The sequence below is a fragment of the Streptomyces sp. NPDC089915 genome (assembly GCF_040684675.1).
Lineage (GTDB): Bacteria > Actinomycetota > Actinomycetes > Streptomycetales > Streptomycetaceae > Streptomyces.
Genome location: NZ_JBFBGN010000049.1, coordinates 14676 through 35604, shown reverse-complemented (window position 1 = coordinate 35604; position 20929 = coordinate 14676). Strand labels below are relative to the sequence as shown.

Annotated in this window: 19 protein-coding genes, 1 tRNA gene and 1 riboswitch; of the genes, 4 read left to right on the top strand and 16 right to left on the bottom strand. The window is 74.0% G+C overall.

From position 1 onward, the window contains the following. Positions 1-28 precede the first annotated feature (28 nt). The gene (locus AB0O29_RS17200) at positions 29-1012 is read left to right on the top strand and encodes a SigB/SigF/SigG family RNA polymerase sigma factor (RefSeq protein ID WP_365152420.1); all 984 of its coding nucleotides are present in this window, start codon (positions 29-31) and stop codon (positions 1010-1012) included. Here the strand turns inward: AB0O29_RS17200 and AB0O29_RS17195 are convergent. After that, a complete protein-coding gene (locus tag AB0O29_RS17195) occupies positions 916-2220 on the bottom strand; it encodes a phosphatase PAP2 family protein (protein WP_365152418.1) in 1305 nt (434 codons plus the stop codon). The two genes, AB0O29_RS17200 and AB0O29_RS17195, sit on opposite strands and share 97 nt — an antisense overlap. Before the next feature lie 202 nt (positions 2221-2422). Continuing rightward, positions 2423-2496: transfer RNA gene (locus AB0O29_RS17190), tRNA-Pro, on the bottom strand. 166 nt (positions 2497-2662) lie between these two features. Between AB0O29_RS17190 and AB0O29_RS17185 the strand changes: the two genes are divergently transcribed. Together AB0O29_RS17185 and AB0O29_RS17180 are read left to right on the top strand one after the other, a co-directional pair. Further along, on the top strand, positions 2663-3364 hold the full coding sequence (locus AB0O29_RS17185) for a transketolase (RefSeq protein ID WP_365152417.1): 702 nt from the start codon (positions 2663-2665) through the stop codon (positions 3362-3364). Positions 3365-3435: 71 nt separating this feature from the next. Continuing rightward, on the top strand, positions 3436-4326 hold the full coding sequence (locus AB0O29_RS17180) for a transketolase (protein WP_365152438.1): 891 nt from the start codon (positions 3436-3438) through the stop codon (positions 4324-4326). Here AB0O29_RS17180 and AB0O29_RS17175 read toward each other — a convergent pair. From AB0O29_RS17175 to AB0O29_RS17140, 8 genes are all read right to left on the bottom strand, one after another. Next, the gene (locus tag AB0O29_RS17175) at positions 4307-4858 is read right to left on the bottom strand and encodes a GAF domain-containing protein (RefSeq protein WP_365152415.1); all 552 of its coding nucleotides are present in this window, start codon (positions 4856-4858) and stop codon (positions 4307-4309) included. The genes AB0O29_RS17180 and AB0O29_RS17175 overlap by 20 nt on opposite strands. Further along, positions 4855-5490, bottom strand: a complete 636-nt coding sequence (locus AB0O29_RS17170; RefSeq protein WP_365152413.1) for an ATP/GTP-binding protein — start codon at positions 5488-5490, stop codon at positions 4855-4857. The genes AB0O29_RS17175 and AB0O29_RS17170 overlap by 4 nt, the downstream gene beginning before the upstream one ends. Then, complete coding sequence (locus AB0O29_RS17165) at positions 5468-5851, bottom strand: DUF742 domain-containing protein (RefSeq protein ID WP_365152411.1); 384 nt, start codon at positions 5849-5851, stop codon at positions 5468-5470. Before AB0O29_RS17165 ends, AB0O29_RS17170 begins: the two co-directional genes overlap by 23 nt. A 41-nt stretch (positions 5852-5892) precedes the next feature. After that, on the bottom strand, positions 5893-6333 hold the full coding sequence (locus tag AB0O29_RS17160) for a roadblock/LC7 domain-containing protein (RefSeq protein WP_365152436.1): 441 nt from the start codon (positions 6331-6333) through the stop codon (positions 5893-5895). Positions 6334-6404: 71 nt separating this feature from the next. Beyond that, positions 6405-8096 (bottom strand): ATP-binding protein, encoded by a 1692-nt coding sequence (locus tag AB0O29_RS17155; protein ID WP_365152409.1) that lies wholly within the window; start codon positions 8094-8096, stop codon positions 6405-6407. 236 nt (positions 8097-8332) lie between these two features. Continuing rightward, positions 8333-9544 (bottom strand): MBL fold metallo-hydrolase, encoded by a 1212-nt coding sequence (locus AB0O29_RS17150; RefSeq protein WP_365152407.1) that lies wholly within the window; start codon positions 9542-9544, stop codon positions 8333-8335. 211 nt (positions 9545-9755) lie between these two features. Then, entirely contained in the window at positions 9756-10541 is a 786-nt protein-coding gene (locus tag AB0O29_RS17145) for an SGNH/GDSL hydrolase family protein (RefSeq protein ID WP_365152405.1), read from the bottom strand. Between the two features lie 163 nt (positions 10542-10704). After that, positions 10705-11712, bottom strand: coding sequence for a LysM peptidoglycan-binding domain-containing M23 family metallopeptidase (locus tag AB0O29_RS17140; protein WP_365152403.1), 1008 nt, complete (start codon positions 11710-11712; stop codon positions 10705-10707). Between the two features lie 4 nt (positions 11713-11716). Next, positions 11717-11870, bottom strand: a riboswitch (cyclic di-AMP (ydaO/yuaA leader). A 316-nt stretch (positions 11871-12186) separates the two neighbouring features. Between AB0O29_RS17140 and AB0O29_RS17135 the strand changes: the two genes are divergently transcribed. Then, entirely contained in the window at positions 12187-13005 is an 819-nt protein-coding gene (locus tag AB0O29_RS17135) for a tyrosine-protein phosphatase (RefSeq protein ID WP_365152401.1), read from the top strand. Positions 13006-13059: 54 nt separating this feature from the next. Here AB0O29_RS17135 and AB0O29_RS17130 read toward each other — a convergent pair whose 3' ends face one another. From AB0O29_RS17130 to hpnE, 6 genes are all read right to left on the bottom strand, one after another. Then, the gene (locus AB0O29_RS17130; protein WP_365152399.1) at positions 13060-14475 is read right to left on the bottom strand and encodes an aspartate aminotransferase family protein; all 1416 of its coding nucleotides are present in this window, start codon (positions 14473-14475) and stop codon (positions 13060-13062) included. Then, positions 14472-15503 (bottom strand): adenosyl-hopene transferase HpnH, encoded by a 1032-nt coding sequence (hpnH, locus tag AB0O29_RS17125; RefSeq protein WP_365152397.1) that lies wholly within the window; start codon positions 15501-15503, stop codon positions 14472-14474. Before hpnH ends, AB0O29_RS17130 begins: the two co-directional genes overlap by 4 nt. A gap of 6 nt (positions 15504-15509) precedes the next feature. After that, on the bottom strand, positions 15510-16145 hold the full coding sequence (locus tag AB0O29_RS17120; RefSeq protein ID WP_365152395.1) for a 1-hydroxy-2-methyl-2-butenyl 4-diphosphate reductase: 636 nt from the start codon (positions 16143-16145) through the stop codon (positions 15510-15512). After that, the gene (shc, locus tag AB0O29_RS17115; protein WP_365152393.1) at positions 16145-18202 is read right to left on the bottom strand and encodes a squalene--hopene cyclase; all 2058 of its coding nucleotides are present in this window, start codon (positions 18200-18202) and stop codon (positions 16145-16147) included. Before shc ends, AB0O29_RS17120 begins: the two co-directional genes overlap by 1 nt. 115 nt (positions 18203-18317) lie before the next feature. Beyond that, a complete protein-coding gene (locus tag AB0O29_RS17110) occupies positions 18318-19475 on the bottom strand; it encodes a polyprenyl synthetase family protein (RefSeq protein ID WP_365152391.1) in 1158 nt (385 codons plus the stop codon). Next, on the bottom strand, positions 19472-20863 hold the full coding sequence (gene hpnE / locus AB0O29_RS17105; protein WP_365152389.1) for a hydroxysqualene dehydroxylase HpnE: 1392 nt from the start codon (positions 20861-20863) through the stop codon (positions 19472-19474). Before hpnE ends, AB0O29_RS17110 begins: the two co-directional genes overlap by 4 nt. Between the last annotated feature and the right edge of the window lie 66 nt (positions 20864-20929).

Here is a 20929-nt window from a genome sequence, read left to right as displayed (position 1 = left end):
ACACCCCCACGGGCCGGAGGTCCGTTCCATGATCCGAATCCAGCAGACCAGCACCCGCACCACCCACGCGATTCCCCTGGGGCGGCCCGTGGCCGACCTCCTGGCCGAGCCGCTCAAGGCCAGCACCGCCGACGCCCGGACCCTCTCGCGGGCCCTGTTCCACCGGCTGGACTCACTGGAGGAGGGCACGCCCGAGTACTCCTACGTGCGCAACACCCTCGTCGAGCTGAACCTCAGCCTGGTCAAGTACGCCGCCCGCCGCTTCCGCGGCCGCAGCGAGCCCTTCGAGGACATCGTCCAGGTCGGCACGATCGGCCTGATCAAGGCCATCAACCGGTACGACGTCAACCGCGGGGTCGAGTTCACCACCTTCGCGCTGCCCACCGTCACCGGTGAGATCAAGCGCTTCTTCCGCGACACCAGCTGGGCCGTGAAGGTCCCCCGCCGGCTCCAGGAGCTCCGGCTGAACCTGGCCAAGGCCTCGGACGAGCTGGAGCAGGACCTGGGGCGCGGCGCCACCGACACCGAGCTGGCCGACCGGCTGGGGGTGACGGAGGACGAGCTGGCCGAGGGCCGCCGGGCCGCCCAGGTGTACGCCTCGCGTTCGCTGGACGCGCCGGCGCAGGACGACTCCGATTCGGGCACGGCCCAGCGCCCGCTGGGCGAGGAGGAGCCGGTCTACGAGCGCATCGAGTGCCTGGAGTCCCTCAAGCCGCTGCTGGCGGAGCTCCCCGAGCGGGACCGGGAGATCCTGTCCCTGCGCTTCGGCCAGGAGCTCACCCAGTCGCAGATCGGCGAACGGCTCGGCATCTCGCAGATGCACGTGTCCCGGCTGCTCACCCGCACCCTCACGAGCCTGCGGACGGGCCTGCTGACGGACCGGCCGCCGGAGCCCGACGAGGACGGGCCCGCCGCTCAGACCAGCTCGGGCTGCGTCTCGCGGCGCGGCGCAGGCACGGACACGGCCGGGGCCTCGCGGTCCCAGAGCCGGACGGTCCGCACGGAGGCGTAGACCACCGAGGCCGTCGCCAGCACGAGCAGCGGTCCGCACAGCCACGGGAGCGCGGCCAGCTGCTGGGGCAGGAAGCGGTAGGAGAGCAGCAGCGCCGTGAAGACCACGGCGCCGTAGCCGGCCACCAGGACCCCCCGCCGGTCCCAGCCCCGGTCGAAGGCGCGCAGCGCCATTTCGATCGCGGCGGTGAACACCACGCCGCCGAGGATGTCGGCGCCGTAGTGGTAGCCGAATCCCAGCGTCGCCCCCAGGGTGGCGACCAGCCAGAACACACCGAGGAAACGCAGGGCCCGGGGGCCCTTCCGGGAATGGATGAAGATCGCGGTGGCCCACGCCGTGTGCAGGCTCGGCATGCAGTTGCGCGGGGTGACCCCGTCGAAGAGCATCGCCTGCGGGGTTCCCAGTGGCGGGGGCGTGTTCGGCCAGAGGTCGGCCAGGGCCCACCGGCCGCCGTCCGCGCCGTAGGCGAAGATCGGGCCGACCACCGGGAAGATCATGTAGATGGCCGGTCCGAGCAGCCCGATCACGAGGAAGCTGCGCACCAGGTGGTGCGTCGGGAAGCGGCGCTCGACCGCCACCCGGCGCAGCTGGTAGAGGGCGACGACGACCGCGCCCACCGCGAGCTGGATGTAGACCCACTCCAGGACGTGCGCGCCGACGGGGCCGGTGGCCCGCACGATCTGCCCGGCCACCCACGACGGGTTGCCGAGCGCGTGGTCGGCGGTGGCCACGTACTGGTCGAGCACCATCGGGCGGGTGGTCGCGGTGATGTCCAGCCAGGTGTAGCCGGTCTTGCGGCCGGCCACCAGCAGCAGGGCCAGCCCGACGCCCTTGAGCAGCAGGACGCGCTCCCGGCCGGTGCGGCGCGTGACGGCGATGACGGCGCAGGCCAGCGTGACGATCAGCGCGCCGTTGCCGAACATCATGGGGGCGTCGGCCAGCCACCGCACGAGCCAGAAGACCAGGTCGATGCCGACCGCGGCGCCGACGGCGATGAACCGCTGCCGCCAGGTGAGGACCACGAGCATCAGCGTCATGGCGGCGTAGAGCACCGTCCCCGACTTCGGGGGGAAGATCACTTCGCGCGCCTGGGTGGTGATCGGACCCGGCGTACCGTAATGCCGCGAGACGATCTCCAGACCGATCATGAATCCCAGGCCCACCACGCTCGCGGCAGCCCACAGCACGACCCGGGGCCGGCGCCACACGGGGGGCTCGATTCCATCGTCATTTCCGGAAAACACTCGCGATACCGCAGATATCAATTTTTCAGCCGATGTTCATGTTTCGACGTGATCATTGTTAGGCCGAACATGCTATCGGAGCTACGGGGCGGAGAGAGCCCCCGGGTACGCGAAAGGCCGTCCTCTCACATAGAGAGAACGGCCTCCGACCTGCGTTTCCGCACAGTCGGGACGACAGGATTTGAACCTGCGACCCCTTGACCCCCAGTCAAGTGCGCTACCAAGCTGCGCCACGTCCCGATGCCGCTGACCTGGGGTTTCCCCCGGCTGAACCGGCATGAGAACCATACCGCACTTCCACGGGTGGTCGCGCGCACCTTTTACGGGGCGTACGGATCCCGGCCACTTGACGGACCGGACGGCGGACACTTGACCTCAAGTCCGCTTGAGGTCGCATGGTTCTTGCATGACACACGCAACCGCGGACGCCCGCTTCCGCCACGAGGACCTGGGCCGCCTGATGGCCCTCATGACCGGGGACGAGAAGCACGGGCCCGCCGCCACCTCCACCCTGGACGTGCTGTGGGTGCTCTACGACCGGGTGCTGCGGGTCTCGCCCGAGACCGCCGAGGACCCCGGCCGGGACCGGTTCCTGCTCTCCAAGGGACACGGGCCGATGGCCTACTACGCCGTGCTCGCCGCCAAGGGCTTCCTCCCCGTCGACTGGCTGCCCGGCTTCGGCACCTTCGACTCCCCCCTCGGGCACCACCCCGACCGCGTGCTGGTCCCGGGCGTGGAGATCGCCAGCGGCTCCCTCGGGCACGGCCTGCCGCTCGCCGTCGGCAGCGCGCTCGGGCTGCGGGCCCAGGGGCTGGACGACCCGGCCGTCTGGGTGCTGATCGGGGACGCGGAACTCGACGAGGGCAGCAACCACGAGGCCATCGCCTACGCCGGCCCGGCCGGGCTGGACGCCCTGCACACCGTGGTCGTCGACAACGGCTCCGCCACGCACGGCTGGCCCGGCGGGATCGCCTCCCGCTTCGAGGCCGCCGGCTGGAGCACCGCCACCGTCGACGGACGCGACCACGCGGCGCTGTACGCCGCCTTCACCGCACCGCATCCGGGCCGGCCGCACGCCGTCGTCGCCCGCGTCGAGAAGAAGTACTGAGGGGGAACCCCGTGAACACCACGGACACCGTCACCACCACGGACACCGCCACCGCAACCACCGCGGACACCATGCGCGAGCGGTTCATCTCGGTCACCTCCCGGCTCCTCGACGAGGACCCGCGGCTGGCCCTCGTCCTCGCGGAGATCACCATGGACGGGTTCCGGCCCGCCCAGCGGCGCCACCCCGATCGCGTGATCAACGTCGGGATCCGCGAGCAGCTGCTCATCGGCGTGGGCGGCGGCCTGGCCCTCACCGGGCTGCGGCCGGTGGTCCACACCTTCGCCAGCTTCCTCGTGGAGCGCCCGTTCGAGCAGGTCAAGCTGGACTTCGGGCACCAGGACACGGGCGGGGTCCTGGTCAGCTCCAGCGCCAGCTACGACTGGCCGGCCGGCGGGTACACCCACATGGCCCCCGGTGACGTGGCCCTGCTGGACACCCTCGACGGCTGGACCGTGCACGTGCCGGGCCACCCCGACGAGGCGGAGGCGCTGCTGCGCCACGCCTACGCCGCCGGGGACGACCGGGTCTACGTCCGGCTCTCCCAGATGTCGAACGCCGCCCCGCTGGCCCTGGGCGGGGACCTGCGGTTCCGGACCGTGCGCGAGGGCCGCGCGGGCGTGGTGCTCGCCGTCGGACCGATGCTGGACGGGGTCCTCGACGCGACCGAGGGGCTCGACGTCACCGTCCTGTACGCCGCCACGGTGCGCCCCTTCGACGACGACGCCCTGCGCGCCGCCGTGGGGCGGGCCACGGCCGACGTGGTGCTGGTCGAGCCCTACCTGGCCGGGACCTCCTCGGCGGCGGCCGGGCAGGCGCTGATCGACGTCCCGCACCGGGTGCTGCCGCTCGGGGTGGGGCGCGCCGAGCTCCGCCGGTTCGGGACGATCGCGGAGCACACCTCCGCCCACGGCCTGGACGCCGCCTCCCTCCGGCGCCGGATCACGGCCTTCCTGCGCTGACGGCCCGTTCCTGGAGCAGGTCGGCGAGTTCGGCCGCGAGCGCCTTCGCCGTCGTCAGGCCCGCCGGCCCCCACCGCCGGGGCACCGTGTCCACCGCGCACACCGTGCCGAGGACGACGCCCCCGCGGTCGGTGAGCGGCGCCCCGAGGTAGGAGCGGACCCCGCTCCCGTCCACGACGGCGTTGCCCGCGAAGCGCGCGAAGTCCCGTACGTCCTCCAGGACCAGGGCCCGGCGGCGCACCACCACGTGCGGGCAGTAGCCGTGGTCGCGGGGCAGCACCCGCGCCGGGTAGCCGCTCGCCGGGGCGTCCGGCCCGTGGTGCAGTCCGGCGAAGAACTGGCGGTCCTCGCCTACGAAGTTGACCCCCGCGTACGGGGCGTCGAGGGTCTGCGCGAACCGGCGGGCGAAGGCGTCGAGTTCGGCGTCCACCCGCTCCCCCAGGCCCATCTCGCGCAGCCGGACGGCCCGTGCGGGCGCCTCCCGGTCCACGGGGGTGAGCAGGAGGTGTCCGGTCGTCTCGTAGCGGTTCATGGCGGTTCCCCCGGTCGGAAGTGGTGTGCGTACCGTCCCGGCGGCCCGGCGGCGGTGCGCCGGGCCGTGGACAGCAGGTGGTGGACGAGGGCGGCCAGCGTCCCCGTGCCGGAGCCCGTCAGGCGCGCGTCGCAGTGGACGACGGGCACCTCCGGGCCGAGCCCCACCGCCGCGCGGACCTCCTCGGCGGTGTAGCGGTGGCCGCCGTCGAACTCGTTGACGGCGACGACGAAGCCGATGCCGCGCCGCTCGAAGAAGTCCACGGCGGGGAAGCAGTCGGCGAGCCGGCGGGTGTCCGCGAGGACCACCGCGCCGAGCGCGCCCGCGCAGAGCTCCTCCCACAGGAACCAGAAGCGCTGCTGGCCGGGCGTGCCGAACAGGTAGAGCACGTGCCGGTCGTCGAGGGTGAGCCGGCCGAAGTCCAGGGCCACGGTGGTCGCGGTCTTGGCCTCCACCCCTTCGAGCGGGTCGGCGGCCTCGCCGATCCCGCTCAGCAGTTCCTCCGTGCACAGCGGCGCGATCTCGCTGACCGCGCCCACGAAGGTGGTCTTCCCCGCCCCGAACCCGCCCGCGACCAGGATCTTCAGGGTCGCGGGCAGGGCCGGGGCCTCAGAGCCGGCGGCGCAGGCCATCGAGCACCGCCCTCAGGAGGGTCTGGTCGTCGGCGGCGAAGGAGCCGCCGCCGCCCGGGAACCTCGGTGCCAGCGCCGTCACGGCCCCGTGTTCCATGAGGTCGGACAGCAGCACCTTGACCACCACCGCCGGGAGCCGCAGGTGCCCGGCCACCTCGGCGACCGTCACCGCGGGCGCGGCCGCGCAGCTGCGCAGGGCGAGGACGTGCTCGGCCCCGAGCGGGACCCTCGGCCGGACCCCGGTGGCGCTCACCAGGGACAGCAGGTCGAGGGCGACGGCGGCCCGGGTGCGGCCGCCGCTGGCCGTGTACGGGCGCATGACGCGGCCGGCCGAGTCGTCGAGCCAGGGCGTGTCGCGCATCGCCCCGGCCGGTGTTCCGTGAGCCCCCCCGGCCCGTACCCTCATCGCCCGGCGTCGGCGTCGCGGGCGGCGCCGACGGGGCGGCGCGGCGGGGCCGCCAGGTACGGCCGGACGCTCTTGACCAGCATCGCCATCTCGTAGCCGAGGACGCCCGCGTCCGCCTCGCGGTCCGCGAGGACGGCCAGACAGGTGCCCGAGCCGGCGGCGGAGACGAAGACGAGGGCGGTGTCGAGCTCGACGACGACCTGGCGGACCTCGGCGCCGTCGCCGAAGCGGGCGCCCGCGCTGCGGCCGAGGGAGTACAGGCCGGAGGCGAGCGCGGCCATGTGGTCGGCGCTGTCGGAGTCCAGGCCGTGCACGCAGGTGACGAGCCCGTCGTTGGTCAGCAGCACCGCGGCGCGCGTGTACGGCACGCGCTGGACCAGTCCGCCGAGCAGCCAGTCGAGGTCCGAGAGGCTGCCTGTCTTCGTCTGCGTCGCCACTTCGCCGGCCATGGGGGTGTGCTCCTTGCTGGGGTTCGTGCGGGGGTTCACGCGGAGGTTCACGTGGGGGGTCATGTCTGCTGCTCGGAGGTCTGGGCGAGGCCGAAGCCCCGCTGGAAGGCCGCCATCAGGCCGGGGTCGTGCACGGGCTGTTCCGAGTCCGCCTCCGGCGTGCGGGGGGCGGGGGCCTCCCGCAGCTGCGGCGCGAGGTGCGTCTGGGCCAGCCGCCGGGGAAGCGGCGGCCGGTCGTCCCGGTCGGCCCGGGCGGCGGGCACCCGGCGGGGCAGGGGCTCGGGGTGCCCTGCCGCGTCGCGGGCCTGCGGCTCCCGGGCCCGCAGCGGCCCGGGGCCGCCGCCGGCCGGGGCGTGCGGGGCGGTGAACCCCTCCGGGGAGGCCGGCACCAGGCCGAGGTCCAGGGTGCGGCCGGCTCCCCCGGCGGGGGCGGGCCCCGGCGCGGGCGGGGACGCGGGGGCGGGCACGCGGGCCGGTTCGAGGGGCGGGGCGGTCTCGGCGGTGCCCCAGGAGGTGGTGCGGGAGCCGCCCAGGGCGTCGGCGGCGCCCGGGGCCTCCGCGCCCAGCAGGCCCTGGGGCAGCACCAGGACGGCGAGCACCCCGCCGTAGATGTTCGACTTCAGCTCGACGGCGATCCCGTGCCGCCGGGCCAGCGCGGAGACCACGAACAGGCCGATCCGGCCGTCCGCCAGCAGGTGCCGGACGCTGACCTGGTCGGGGTCGCCCAGCAGGGTGTTCATCCGGTTCTGCTCCTGCGGCGGCATGCCCAGCCCGCGGTCCTCCACCTCGACCGCGATCCCGGCGGTGACCCGCTCGGCCCGCACCACCACGTCGGTGTCGGGGGCGGAGAACACCGTCGCGTTCTCGACGAGTTCGGCGAGCAGGTGCACCACGTCGGCGACGGCGTGCCCGCGTACGGTGCCGCCCGCCGGGGGGACCACCTTGACCCGGGTGTACTGCTCCACCTCGGCGACGGAGGACCGCAGCACCTCGCTCAGGTCGATGGGCCGCGTCCACTGGCGCCGGGAGGCGGCCCCGCCGAGCACGGCGAGGTTCTCGGCGTGCCGGCGGATCCGGGTGGCGAGGTGGTCGACGTGGAAGAGCTGCTTGAGCAGGTCGGGGTCCTCGACCGTGTCCTCCAGCTCGTCGAGGAGCGAGATCTCGCGGTGCACCAGCGACTGAAGCCGACGCGCGAGGTTGACGAAGACCTCCACCTTGCGGTCGCTGTCGCTGGGCGCGGCCGGGGCGGCCAGCCGTACGAGGGTCTCGTGCGCCTGCTCGCGGGCACCGCGCAGCTCCTGGGCGAGCAGCCAGAACCCGTCCGCCCCGGCCGGACGGGCCCCGGCCGGCGGGTCGCCGCGTCCGGACCGCAGGAGGCGTCCGGGCCGTTCCCCGCGCTCCAGCCGCTCGGCGGCCGTGCGCAGTTCCTGGCGGCCGCGCATGCTGGAGCGGCGCAGCGCCTCGCACCGGTCCCGGACGGCCTTGGCCGTGCGCTGGGCCCCCAGCAGGGCCGCGGCGAGGGCGCCGACGGCCAGCAGGGCGCAGCCGGCGAGCACCGGCCACAGCCGCGCGTCCCGCTCCCCGGCGCCCCCGCCGAGCTGCAGGGTGAAGATCACGGCGGCGGCGCCGCTGAGCCCGGCGGCGAGCGTGGGCAGCACGGCGGCGCGGACCGGCTGGGGGCTTATCTGCCGGCCGGAACCCGTGGCGGCGTGTCTCGACGGGGCGTGGCGGGCGGTGCGGAGTCCGGACATCGGCGTCCTCGGTACGTGGGTCCGGCCCCCGGTTCCAGTTCCGGGGCCCGGTGTTGATCACCGGATACCCACGCTAGACCGCACGCTCCCGCGGCCGTTGCCCAGTTGGGGAACTTCACCGCGCTGCTTCAAGCTCCCGACGGAGCGCTCGTACGACAGCCCGAATGCGCCGGGAGCGCGCACGCCCGTACGGCTCGGGGCGTGCGCGCTCCACGGCTCGGGGGACCGCCGCGGGTTCAGGAACCCACGGCCTCCGGCTCGCCGATCCCGGCGGACGGGGCGGGGGCCGGTGCGGCCGCGCCCGTCGCGGCGGGGGCGGGGAGGCCGGCGGGGGGCGTGGTGCCCGCGATGAAGGGGCGCCACCAGGGGGCGGACGGGGCGTCAGGGGCGGCGGGTTCGAAGGGCTGGCCCGGGATCGGGAGGGCGACGGCCGCGCCGGCGGCGGTGGCCGCGGCGACCGTGCCCTCGCCGGGCTCGTCCCACGGGTGCGGGGCCAGGTTGAAGGTGCCCCAGTGGATGGGCAGCATGGTGCCGGCCGGGGCGCCGCCCTGGAGGTCGAGGTGGGCCCGCATGCCCTCCTCGGGGGTCATGTGGATGTCGGGCCAGTACTCCGAGTACGCCCCGATCTGGATCATCGTGGCGTCGAAGGGGCCGTGCTCGGCGCCGATCTCCTTGAAGCCGGGGAAGTAGCCGGTGTCCCCGCTGTGGAAGATCCGGTGCCGCTGGCCCGCGACCACCCAGGAGGCCCACAGGGTGGACTGCTGGTTGCGCAGGCCGCGCCCGCAGAAGTGGCGGGCCGGGGTGGCCGTCAGGGTGAGCCCGGCGACCTCGGCGGACTCGTTCCAGTCCAGTTCGCGCAGCCGGCCCGGGGCGACGCCCCAGCGCTCCAGGTGCGCGCCGACGCCGAGCGGGACGGCGAAGACCGTGTCCGTGCCGGCCAGGGCCTTGATGGTGGGCAGGTCCAGGTGGTCGTAGTGGTCGTGGGAGATGACCACCACGTCGACCGGGCCCAGGGAGGCCAGCGGCACCGGTACGGGGTGCAGGCGCTTGGGGCCGGCGAAGGGGAAGGGGGAGCAGCGCTCGCCCCAGACGGGGTCGAAGAGCACGCGGCGGCCGTCGATCTCGGCGAGCACGCTGGAGTGCCCCATCCAGGTCAGGCGCAGTCCGCTCGCCGGCGGTTTGGCCAGCTCGGCGAGGGTGGTGGGGTAGACGGGGATCGGTGCGCCGGGGTTGCGCCGGATCCGCTGCTCCTTGTGGAAGTAGATCTTGGCGAATTCCAGCATCGAGCCGGAAGGCCTGGTCCTGGCCCCCACCGGGTTCTGGAAGACGCCGTCGGCGAAGTTCGGCGAGCGCAGGATGCGCTCCAGCCGCGCGCCGGACGCGTCCGCGCCGAAGGCTTCGGGCCGCAGGGCGCGCAGCCGGGGACGCAGGGGAAGGGAGCCGGTCAAGGCGCCTCCTGGGTAGTGCGGGTGGGGTGGGGCGGGGTACGCCCACGACCATCCCAACGCGCACCGGCTTCCGAGGATTCCGCCCCGCCGGGTCCCGCCGGTCCGCGCCCGGTCCGCGCCCGGTCCGCGCCGGGCCGGCGCGGGGCCCCGCACGGCTGGCGGCACGCCCCGGCGGCCGGGCCCGGCACGGCGCCGGGCCCGGCCGTACGGCCTACAGCGGGAGCAGGTCCGGGCGCTTGGCCTCGACGTGGTCGCCGGAGGACTCCCCGCGCAGCCGCCGCCCGATCCAGGGCACGAGGTGCTCGCGCGCCCACTGGATGTTGTCGCGGGTGACGTCCACGGAGCCGCGGGGCGCGGCCGGCGGCCAGGGCTGGTCGGGGTCGGCCGGCACCTCGTAGCCGAGGACCTGCGCGGCGCGCAGCGCGACGCGGGTGTGGCCCTCGGGCGAGAGGTGGAGGCGGTCGCCGTCCCAGGCGCGGCGGTCCTGGACGGTCTTCAGCGACCAGAGGTCCAGGACCGGGCAGCCGTAGCGGTCCGCGATGGCCCGCACGTGGACGTTGTACGTCGCGATCTTGCCCCGCAGGTGCTTGAGGACGGGGACGCCCCGGGTGTCGAACCCGGTGGTGATCATCACGAGGCCGACGGAGGCCGTGAGGTCGGCCACGGCCGCCTCGAAGCGCTCGGCCACGTCGTCGGGGTCGCTGCCGGGCCGGATGATGTCGTTGCCGCCCGCACAGAAGGACACCAGGTCGGGGGCGAGTTCCTTGGCCCGCGGGACCTGCTCCTCCACGATCTGGTCGAGCACCTTGCCCCGTACCGCGAGGTTCGCGTATCGGAAGTCGTGCTCGTCGCGCTGATCTCCCAGGAGTACGGCGAACCGGTCCGCCCAGCCGAGATAGGAATCCCCGGGTCCCGGGTCCCCCACGCCTTCGGTGAAGCTGTCCCCGATCGCCGCGTACGAGCCGATGGTCTTGAGTGTCGTCTTCGTCGCTGCCACGGGAACCCATCCTTCACCCCCGCCGCCAACCTACGCCAACGTAATGAGGGGTTGACGGACCGTGATCTATACCACCCGGGGGATAAGGAATAAGTACAAGCGGGGCCGGGACCCCCCTCGGGTCCCGGCCCCACGCGCGGCGGCGCTCCGCCGCCGGACGGCCTCAGACGCTGACGCCCTTCGAGCGGAGGTAGGCCAGCGGGTCGATGTCGGAGCCGTAGGACGGGCCCGTGCGGATCTCGAAGTGGAGGTGCGGGCCGGTCACGTTGCCGGTGGCGCCGGAGAGCCCGATGGACTGGCCGGCGGTGACGGTCTGGCCCGTCGAGACGTTCAGCTGGGACAGGTGGCCGTACTGGGAGTACTTGCCGTCGGCGTGCCGGATGACGACCTGGTTGCCGTACGCGCCTCCCCAGCCTGCGGAAACGACGGTGCCCGCGCCGACGGCCCGGACGGTGGTGCCGGTGCTCGCGATGAAGTCGACGCCGGTGTGGTAGCCGGAGGACCACATGGCACCGGGCGTGCGGTACGCGGTGGAGACGCCGCCGGCGACGGGGGCGACGAACCCGGCGGCGCTCGCGGGGGCGGACTGGGCGGCCGGAGCGGACTGCTTCATTCCGCGGGACGGGGCGGCGGAGCCCTTCAGCGGCGTACCGCCGGCGGGGCGGGACGCGCCCTGCGCCGCGGCGGCGCCGTCGGAGGCGGCGGAGCCGGACCCGCCCTCATCGGCCGCCGGAGTACCGGTCGAGGTCTCCTCGGCGGGCGCTTCAGCCGCCTTCGGGGCCGGGGCCGCGCCCTGCCCGCCGAGGGTCAGGCGCAGGCCCGGGTGGATGAGGGAGGGGTCGTCGCCGACGGCCTCACGGTTGTCGGCGTACAGCCGCTCCCAGCCGCCGGAGAGGCCGCGCCCGGCGGCGATCGTCGAGAGGCAGTCGCCGGGGGCGACCGTGTAGACGGAGGGGGCGGCGGACGGCGCGGCGGCGGGGGCGGCCGTCCGCACGGCCGCCGGGGCCCGGTCCGGTGCGGCGGCCGGCGCCGCCGCGGCGGGAGCGGCGGCCTGGGCGCCCGTGGCGACCGTCAGCGGCAGCGCGAGGGCCGCGCCGCCGGTGCCGGCGAGGGCGAGGCCGCGGGATATGGAACGGGACTTCGGACGGCGGTGCTTACCCTTTCCGGGCATGGCGAATTCCTCTCCGGCGCCTGCGAGGTGAGCTGTCGGGTTCGGACTGGAGATGTCCGGCCGTACGGTCACGGCTTCACCCCGAGCCGTTCCGGAATGATCCGGAACGGCGGCTTTCCTGGTTCCCCCGCTCCTGCCGCGCGCGTCGTTGGTCGGGTGCGGTTCCCGGGCGGCGGCAGGATTAGGCGGTCCACCCGGATCGCTCGCGAAGGTAATCCAGCGGGACCGCGGGCAACAAGCCGTGAATTCCCTGACGGAATAGCAGGTATGAGGGATCAACGGAATGACGGTCACCCTGCGTCCATTCCGGATCCGCAACGGCCGCTCCGACAGGGGAATTCGGTTTTCGCGATCAGGCACGCACGGTCACCGTATGATCTGGCTCACGGAGTTCGGCCCGATCTCTCGTCCACCTATGGCAAGTTGGTTCCAACCAGAGCAATTCGGACACGCGGCACACGCGAAGGAGCAGACGTGACCCAGCAGATACCCCAGGACCTGCCCGCACACCCCGAGCCCACGCCCGAGATGACCGGAGTGCGCAATTTCCGTGACGTGGGCGGGCTGCCGACCACGGACGGACGATCGGTCAGGCCGGGACGACTGTTCCGAAGCGGACATCTGGCGCATGCCACCGAAACCGACGCAGAGTTCCTCGCCTCCCTCGGGCTGCACACCGTCTTCGACTTCCGCAACCGCGCCGACCGCGCCCTGGAGGGCCCGGACGTCGAACTGCCGGGCGTGCGCAACGTGAACATCCCGCTCTCGGACCCGGCCGACGGCGGGGAGTTCTGGCGGATCGTCCGCGAGGGGGGCCTCGACCGGCTCCGCGCGCTCCTGGGCGAGGGCCGGGCCGCCGCCCGCATGGCGGAGTCGTACCGGGAGATGGTCCGCCACCGCACCCCCGAGCACGGCCGCGTGGTCCGCGCGCTCGCCGAGGACAGCGTCCCGGCGCTGCTGCACTGCGCGGCGGGCAAGGACCGGGCGGGCCTGTCGATCGCCGTGACCCTGCTCGCGATCGGGGTCGACCGCGAGGCGATCACGGCGGACTACATGGCCTCGAACGCCCCGCACAACCGCTACCGGCTGCTGCGCGGGGACGACACCCCCGAGACCCGCGACCCCGAGGTGACGGAGCTGCTGGCGCCGCTGTTCGAGGCCCGGCCCGAGTACCTGGACGCCGCGTACGAGACCGTCGACGCGCACTGGGGCGGGGTGGAGCGCTACCTCGCGGAGGGCCTGGGGCTGACCCCGGCGACGCGGGAGCGGCTGCGGGACCGGCTGCTGGACTGACCCCGGACCGGCGCGGGGCCCCGGCGGACCGGGGCCCCGTACGTCCGGCTCGGGCTAGCGGTTGCCGACCGCCTGCTTGACCAGGGTCCGGCCGAAGTCCCACATCAGCGAGCCCCCGCCGTGCGCCTCGTCCATGACCTCCCGGAAGGCGGCCACGAACCGGTCCACGTCCGCCTCGTCCACGATCAGCGGCGGGATCAGCTTGATGACCTCCAGATGGTCCCCCGAGACCTGGGTGAGGATCCGGTGCCTGTTCAGCAGCGGCACCACCACCATCTGCGCGAACAGCCCCTTGCGGGCCGCCTGGAGCATCGTCCAGCGGCCGCGCAGGGCCAGCGAGGAGGGCCGGCCGAACTCGATGCCGATCATCAGCCCGCGGCCCCGCACCTCGTGCAGCATCTCGTACTCGTCCACCAGCGCGGCCAGCCGCCCGCGCAGCAGCTCGCCCATGGCCCGCGCGTTGGCCACCACCTCCTCGTCCTCCATGACGTGGAGGACCGCCAGCCCGGCGGCCATCGCCTGGGCGTTGGAGCCGAAGCTCGCGGAGTGCACCAGCACCCGGTCCATGGACGAGTACACCTTCTGGAAGATCCAGTCCTTGCCCAGGGTCGCCCCGACGGGCACGTAGCCGCCGGAGAGGGCCTTGGCCACGCAGACCAGGTCGGGCTCCACGCCCGGTTCGTGCTGGTACGCGTAGAAGTCCCCGGTCCGGCCGAGCCCGGTCTGCACCTCGTCGGCGATCAGGAGCGCCTTGTGCCGGTGCAGGAGCTCCTGGGCGGCGCGCAGGAACCCCGGCGGGGCGGCGTGCACCCCCTTGCCCTGGATCGGCTCGACGACGAAGGCGGCCACGTCGCCCCGGCGCAGCTCGCGCTCCAGGGCCGCCAGGTCGCCGAGCGCGATCCTCGTGTCGGGCAGCAGCGGGGCGAAGCCGTCGCGGAAGCCGCCCTCCCCGTTGACCGACAGGGAGCCCGTGGTGAGCCCGTGGAAGGCGTGGTCGCAGTAGAGGACCCTGGGCCGGCCGGTGGCGTAGCGGGCGAACTTCAGGGCGGTCTCGACCGCCTCGGTGCCGCTGTTGCCGAAGAAGACGCGGTCCAGGTGGGGGCTGTGGGAGAGCAGCTTCTCGGCCAGCAGCCCGGGCAGCGGCTGGCAGTCGAAGCGGGTCAGGTCGGCGAGCTGGGCGTCCAGGACCTCGTGCAGGGCCCGGCGGACCACGGGGTGGTGGCGGCCCAGGCCCATCACCCCGAAGCCGGCGAGCATGTCGAGGTAGTCGTTGCCCTCGTCGTCCCAGAAGTGGGCGCCCTCGGCGCGCACGTAGACCTTGTCGAAACCGATGGTGCGCAGCATGCGGGGCAGCTGGTGGTTGAGGTGGCGGGCGTGCAGCTCGTACCGTTCGCCGCCGCGCTCGGCCAGCAGGGCGGCGAGGTCGAACCCGCCGCCCCCGCCGGCCGGACCTGCCTGCGGCCGCGTCATGCCGACGCGTCCCGGTTGCCGCCGACCGTCTCGCGGGCGGCGCGCAGGGACTCCTTGAGGGAGCCCATGGTGGCGAGGACGGCGGTGGGTTCGTACCCGCAGTGCGCCATGCAGTTCGCGCAGCGCGGGTCCTTTCCGCGGCCGTACTTGCTCCAGTCGGTGTCGTTCACCAGTTCCCGGTAGGTGGGCACGTATCCGTCGCTCATCAGGTAGCAGGGGCGCTGCCAGCCGAAGAGGGAGTAATTCGGAATGGCCCAGGCGGTGCAGGGGAAATCCGCCTTTCCTTCGAGGAAGTCCAGGAAGAGCGGCGAGTGGTTGAGCCGCCAGCGGCGCCGGTTGCCGCCCGCGAAGGCCTTCTTGAAGAGTTCCCGGGTCTGTTCGACGCCGAGGAAGTGCTCCTGGTCGGGGGCCTTCTCGTAGGCATAGGCGGGCGAGATCATCATCTCGTCGACCTTGAGGTCGTCGTTGAGGTAGTTCAGCACCTCGATGACGGTCTGGGGGGTGTCGGTGTTGAAGAAGGTGGAGTTGGTCGTCACCCGGAAACCGCGCCGCTTGGCCTCCTTGATGGCGGCGACGGCCTCGTCGAAGACCCCCTCCTTGGCCACGGACTCGTCGTGGCGTTCGCGCAGTCCGTCGATGTGCACGGCGAAGGCGAAGTAGGGGGACGGGGTGAACTTCTCGATCTTCTTGCGGAGCAGCAGGGCGTTGGTGCAGAGGAAGACGTACTTCCGCCGGGCCACGAGCTGGCGCACGATCTCGTGGATCTGGGGGTGCATCAGGGGCTCGCCGCCCGCGATGGACACCATCGGCGCCCCGGACTCCAGGACGGCGCCGACCGCCTGGGCGACGGGCATCCGCTGCTTGAGGACCCCGGCCGGGTGCTGGATCTTCCCGCACCCCTCGCAGGCCAGGTTGCACGCGTAGAGCGGCTCCAGCTCGACGATCAGCGGGAACTTCTCGCGCTTGCGGAGCTTCTGTTCGAGAAGATACGTCCCGACCCTGATGGACTGTCGCAACGGCATGGCCATCTGGTTTCACCTCCTGGAAAGCGGCAACGAACGGTGCCAGTCGTAGAACGCGGGCAGTACGGCACGCAGTACGCGGAAGGCCGATATTCCACCGCGCACCGTGCCGATGCGGACGAGCTCGTGCTCCGGAGCGTCCACGATCACCCGGACGGCCGCAACCGGGCGGCCCGCCCCGGAGGCGGTCCACAGGGTGGCCGCGGACTCCATGTCGACCGCGACGGCGCCGGCGGCGCGCAGCCGGTCGCGCTCCTGTCCGCGGACGACGTGGTCGGATCCGGTCAGTGCGCCGGTGTGCACGGTCCGGCCGGGTGCGGCGCGGGCCAGTGCCTCGGCGAGCAGGGCGGTGCCGGTGCAGGCGACCGCTCCCCGCGGGTCGCGGGTCTCCTCGGCGACGACCAGGTCCCCGGGGTTCATCCCGGGGAGCAGGCCGGCGCAGAAGCCGGTGGCGAGGACGGCGGCCCGTTCCATCCCGGGCCGGTCCAGGGCGCGGGCCACGGCCCGGTCGGCGGCGCGCGGGCCCATGCCGGTGCGCAGCACGGTGGCGCCGGCGGGGGCGCGGCCCCCGCCGAGGGCCGCCCGCTCGATGCGCAGGGCGCAGGCGATCAGCAGCGGCACGGCGGACGGGTCCGCCCGGGCGGACATCAGGCCTCCTCGGCCGGGACGGGGGCGGCGGCCGCGGCCTCGCCGGCCCCCCGGGCGGCGGCGGGGGCGAAGGGGTCCCCGTACAGGTAGCGGCCGAGGGCGGTGAGCGGGAACACCTGCCGGTAGAGGTGGTAGTTGATGGAGAAGTCCCAGGGGAATCCGGTGCCCGTGAAGTACGGCTCGTCCCAGGTCCCGTCGGCGCGCTGGGTCTCCACCAGGTACCCGAGCCCGCGCCGGACGGACTCCCCGTCCCGCTCCCCCGCCGCGAGGAGCGCCATCAGCGCCCAGGCGGTCTGGGAGGCGGTGGAGGCGCCCTTCCCGGCCCAGGAGCGGTCCTGGTAGGAGCGCTGGTCCTCGCCCCAGCCGCCGTCCTCGTTCTGTACGGACTCCAGCCAGCCGACGGCCCGCCGGACGGCGGGGTGGCCGGGGGCGATCCCGGCGGCGGTGAGGGCGGGCACCACGGAGCCCGTCCCGTACACGTAGTTGGTGCCCCAGCGGCCGAACCAGCTGCCGTCCGCCTCCTGTTCGGCGAGCAGCCAGGCGATGCCGCGCCGGGCGCGCGGGTCGGCGGCCCGGCCCTCGGCGGCGAGCATCTCCACCACGTGGGCGGTGACGTCGGCCGAGGGCGGGTCGATGACCTCCCCGAAGTCGCAGAAGGGCAGCCGGTTGGGGAGGGGGCTGGTGTTGTCGGCGTCGAAGGCGGCCCAGGCGCCGTCCTTCGACTGCATGCCGAGGGTCCAGGAGGTGCCCCGGGCGATGGCGGCCTCCATCCTCCCCGGTTCGGGATGGCGGATGCGGCGCAGGGCGAGGACGACCTCGGCGGTGTCGTCGACGTCGGGGTAGGTGTCGTTGTGGAACTCGAACGCCCAGCCGCCGGGGGCGAGTCCGGGGCGGCGCACCGCCCAGTCCCCGCTGCGCCGGATCTCCTCGCCGAGCATCCAGTCGGCGGCCTTCACCAGCGCCGGGTGGTCGGGGCGGACGCCCGCGTCGGCCAGGGCGATGGCGGCGAGGCAGGTGTCCCAGACGGGGGACTGGCAGGCCTCGACCATGCGGGCGCCGTCCTCGCGCCAGACGGCGAAGCGGTCGAGGGACTCCAGTCCGGCCCGCATGACCGGGTGCCCGAGGTCGTAGCCGAGCAGGTGCAGGGCGATGACGGAGTACACGGCGGGGGGCTGGATCCCGCCCCAGCAGCCGTCGTTCTCCTGGCGTTCGACGATCCAGCGGCCCGCGGCGGCCATGGCCGCCCTGCGCAGCCGGCGCGGGGCGACGCGCCGGTAGAGGTGCAGGGCCTTGTCCATCCGCTGGAAGGCCCCGTCCCAGCTGGCCAGGGGGGCGGGCGGCCGGGCCGGGTTCGGGTCGCGGGCGTCGGTGTGCAGCTCGTCGAGGGCGAAGGGGGCGGGGCGGACGGGCCGCAGGGCGGAGACCACGGTGAGCGGGACGATGGTCTGGCGGGCCCAGCAGCCGAAGTCGTAGATGTTCAGCGGCGCCCAGGACGGCAGGAAGAGCAGCTCGGGCGGGAGTTCGGGCAGGTCCTCCCAGCTCCACCAGCCGAAGAGGGCCAGCCAGATGCGGGTGAAGACGCGGGCCGAGGCGATCCCGCCGCGCTCGCGGATCCAGGCGGAGGCGCGGGCCATGTGCGGGGCGTCGGGCGGGTCGCCGGCCAGCCGCAGGGCCACGTACGCCTCGATGGTGGCGGAGAGTTCGGGCGGGCCGCCGTGGAAGGTGGCCCAGGTGCCGTCCGGCCGCTGCTCGCCGCGGATGAAGAGGGCGGCGGCCCGGGTGGTGGCCTCGTCGCGGATGCCGAGGAACTGGCGCAGCAGCAGGTCCTCGGCGTCCATGGTGACGTTGGTCTGGAGGTCGCCCTTCCACCATCCGTCCGGGTCCTGGCGGTCCAGCAGTTCCCGGGCGGCCCGGTCGGCGGCCTCCCGGACGCCCTTGTGCAGGCCGGTGTCCTCGCCGGACGGTACTGCGGCCGCGGCGGCCGGGGCCGCCGCGGCGTCGTGTCGCGGATCCGCGCCGCCGGTGATCGCACCGCCGCCGTCGGTCGTCGCTGTCATGGCTTCCCCTTCGTAACAGTGCTTCGGCTGTTCCCGGGTCTGCCGTCGGCCGGGGCGTCCCTAGGAGGGGTCCCCGGCCGGCGACTCGCGATTCATATCCACTTTCGGGCGGAGATCACCTCTTGCGCACGACGACGAAGTCGGCGAGGGCGACGAGCTGCTCCCGCACCCGCTGCGGCATGTCCACGTCGTCGAGCGCCCGTACGGCGATCGCGTGCTGGCGGCGCGCCTCGTCGGCCGTCCACTGGCGGCCGCCGGCGGCCTCGATGAGGGAGGCGCGGTGGGCGAACTCCTCCTCGGAGAAGTTCTCGAAGTCGTTGCTCTTGGCGTCGGCCGCGAGCAGCCTGGCGAGCTCCTCACATGCGGGTCCGCCCGCTGCGAGGGCCGCGACGACCGGCAGGGACTTCTTGCGCTGGCGCAGGTCGCTCCAGGTCTGCTTGCCGGTGGACTCGGGGTCGCCCCAGATGCCGAGGAGGTCGTCGACGGCCTGGAAGGCGAGGCCGAGGTGGTAGCCGTACTCCTCCAGCTTGTCGGCGGTGCGGTCGTCGGCGCCGCCGAGGACGGCGCCGATGGAGACGGCGCACGCGAGCAGGGCTCCGGTCTTGTTCCCCTCCATCTCCAGGCATTCCTGAACGCTGACGCGCTCGCGGTGCTCGTAGGAGATGTCCTGCGCCTGGCCGTCGATGAGCTTGCGGCTGGCGGTGGTCAGCCGGCGGGTGGCGCGGCCGGCCTCGACGGTGCCGAGCTCCAGCAGGACCTCGTTGGCGAGGGCGAAGAGGGCGTCGCCGACGAGGATGGCGAGGGCGGGGCCGTGGACCTTCCACACCGTGTCGCGGTGGCGGCGCTGCTCGTCGCCGTCCATCAGGTCGTCGTGCAGCAGGGAGAAGTTGTGGACGAGCTCGACCGCGACGGCGCCGGGGACGCCGACCTCGGCCGCGGCTCCGGCGGCCTCGGCGGAGAGCAGGGCGAGGGCGGGGCGGACGGCCTTGCCGCCGTCGCCGTCCGCCGGGTTGCCCTCGGCGTCGATCCAGCCGAAGTGGTAGGCGGCGACGGTGTCCATGGGCGCCGCGAGCCGGTCCACGGCCGCGCGGAGCACGGGGGTCGACAGCGTGCGGCCGCGTTCGAGGAGGGCGAGGGTGTCCACCTTCTCGGCTCCCGCTCCGGCCGTGCCGGCGCCGGCATCCGTGTTCTCGACAGCCGGGTTCCCCGGGTTCACTGGCTCTCCTCTGGTTCCTGTACGTGCTGTGCTGGTGGTGCTCGTGGTGGTCGTCATACCGCCTCCTGCAGAGGATGTTCCCGGGGGCGGCCGAGAGCGGCGAGCGCGGCGTGTGCCGCGCCGAGGCCGCTGCGGACGGCGCTCTCCATGGTCGCGGGCCAGCCGGTGGCGGTCCACGCACCGGCGAGATAGAGCCCCGGCGTGTCGGTCCGGGGGCCCGGGCGCAGCCGGCCGACGCCGGGGCCGGGGGCGAAGGTGGCGGTGCGTTCGCGGGTGACGAAGAAGTCCCGTACCTTCGCGCCCCGGGCGGCGGGCAGCAGCCGTTCCAGTTCGGGCAGGTACTTGGCGCGCAGGACGGAGACGGGCTCGTCGATGTCGTCCTGGGCGGCGGACTGGGACACGGCGAGGTACTGGCCGCCGTCGGTGAGCCCGGAGGAGTCGGTGCGGTCGAAGACCCACTGGACGGGGGTGCCGAGGGCGGCGAAGAAGGGCTGCCGGAGCACCTTGCGGTCGTAGACGACGTGGACGTTGAGGATGGGGGCGGTGCCGATGTCGAGGAGCTTGTCGGGGTCGGCGAGCGCGCCGGCGGGCAGCAGGCCGTGGGCCTCGCGCTGCGGGACGGCGAGGACGACGGTGCCGGCGTCGAGGGACTCGCCGTCGGTGTCGACCCGCCAGTCCCCTTCGGCGGTGCGGGAGATCCCGGTGACGCGGGTGCGCAGCTCGGTGCGGACTCCGGCGGAGTCGAGGGCCTTGCGGGCGAGGGTGTCGTGGAGCTCGCCGAGCGGGACGCGGGCCCAGCCGATGTCGGCGGCGCCGTTCTCGGAGAGCAGGCCGGTCTTGAAGACCATGGCGGCCAGGCCCAGGGAGCACTGCCCGGCGGTGGCGTTGAGGGTGGCGATGCCGACGAGGTCCCACAGGGCCTCGACGGTGCGCGGGGACTGGCCGTAGCGGGCGAGCCAGGTGCCGAAGTCGAGGCCGTCGAGGGCCGGGTCGGCGGGGTCGAGGCGGCGCAGGGCGAGGGCGGCGCGGCCGACGCTCACCCGTTCGGCGAGGGAGAGGTGGGGGTAGCGGGCCAGGGAGGCGGCGAGGTGCAGCGGGACGGGCAGGGCGCTGCGGCGCAGCCGGCCCAGGCGCGGTCCGGCGGGGTGGGCGACGTCGAGGACGGGGACGTCGAGGCGGTCCTGGAGCGGGGCGAGGGCGGCGCCGTCGACGCGGTCGAGGAACCACCGGTAGGCGGTGCAGCAGCGCAGGTAGACGTGCTGGCCGTTGTCGACGGTCAGGTCGCCGCGCTTGAAGGAGAAGGCGAGGCCGCCGAGGCGGGGGCGTCCTTCGAGGAGGGTGACCCGCAGTCCGGCGTCGGCGAGTTCGAGGGCGGCGGTGACTCCGGCGAGCCCGCCGCCGACGACGACGGCGCGGCCGTCGCCGCGGGTGGTGCTGCCGGTCATGAGCCCTCCGGGGTGGTGCGCGGGCCCGCCGGGCCCGGGTGTGTCTTCGTACGGGTCCGGCCCGCC

What these genes read in the sequence shown, in the direction of transcription:
- AB0O29_RS17140 (WP_365152403.1), bottom strand. Translation starts at nt 11,712, where the DNA reads ATGCCCGGAAAGGGTAAGCACCGCCGTCCGAAGTCCCGTTCCATATCC.
- AB0O29_RS17165 (WP_365152411.1), bottom strand. Translation starts at nt 5,851, where the DNA reads ATGCGCGACACGCCCTGGCTCGACGACTCGGCCGGCCGCGTCATGCGC.
- hpnE (WP_365152389.1), bottom strand. Translation starts at nt 20,863, where the DNA reads ATGACCGGCAGCACCACCCGCGGCGACGGCCGCGCCGTCGTCGTCGGC.
- AB0O29_RS17180 (WP_365152438.1), top strand. Translation starts at nt 3,436, where the DNA reads ATGCGCGAGCGGTTCATCTCGGTCACCTCCCGGCTCCTCGACGAGGAC.
- hpnH (WP_365152397.1), bottom strand. Translation starts at nt 15,503, where the DNA reads ATGGCCATGCCGTTGCGACAGTCCATCAGGGTCGGGACGTATCTTCTC.
- AB0O29_RS17185 (WP_365152417.1), top strand. Translation starts at nt 2,663, where the DNA reads ATGACACACGCAACCGCGGACGCCCGCTTCCGCCACGAGGACCTGGGC.
- AB0O29_RS17120 (WP_365152395.1), bottom strand. Translation starts at nt 16,145, where the DNA reads ATGTCCGCCCGGGCGGACCCGTCCGCCGTGCCGCTGCTGATCGCCTGC.
- AB0O29_RS17110 (WP_365152391.1), bottom strand. Translation starts at nt 19,475, where the DNA reads ATGACGACCACCACGAGCACCACCAGCACAGCACGTACAGGAACCAGA.
- AB0O29_RS17175 (WP_365152415.1), bottom strand. Translation starts at nt 4,858, where the DNA reads ATGAACCGCTACGAGACGACCGGACACCTCCTGCTCACCCCCGTGGAC.
- AB0O29_RS17155 (WP_365152409.1), bottom strand. Translation starts at nt 8,096, where the DNA reads ATGTCCGGACTCCGCACCGCCCGCCACGCCCCGTCGAGACACGCCGCC.
- AB0O29_RS17200 (WP_365152420.1), top strand. Translation starts at nt 29, where the DNA reads ATGATCCGAATCCAGCAGACCAGCACCCGCACCACCCACGCGATTCCC.
- AB0O29_RS17130 (WP_365152399.1), bottom strand. Translation starts at nt 14,475, where the DNA reads ATGACGCGGCCGCAGGCAGGTCCGGCCGGCGGGGGCGGCGGGTTCGAC.
- shc (WP_365152393.1), bottom strand. Translation starts at nt 18,202, where the DNA reads ATGACAGCGACGACCGACGGCGGCGGTGCGATCACCGGCGGCGCGGAT.
- AB0O29_RS17170 (WP_365152413.1), bottom strand. Translation starts at nt 5,490, where the DNA reads ATGGCCTGCGCCGCCGGCTCTGAGGCCCCGGCCCTGCCCGCGACCCTG.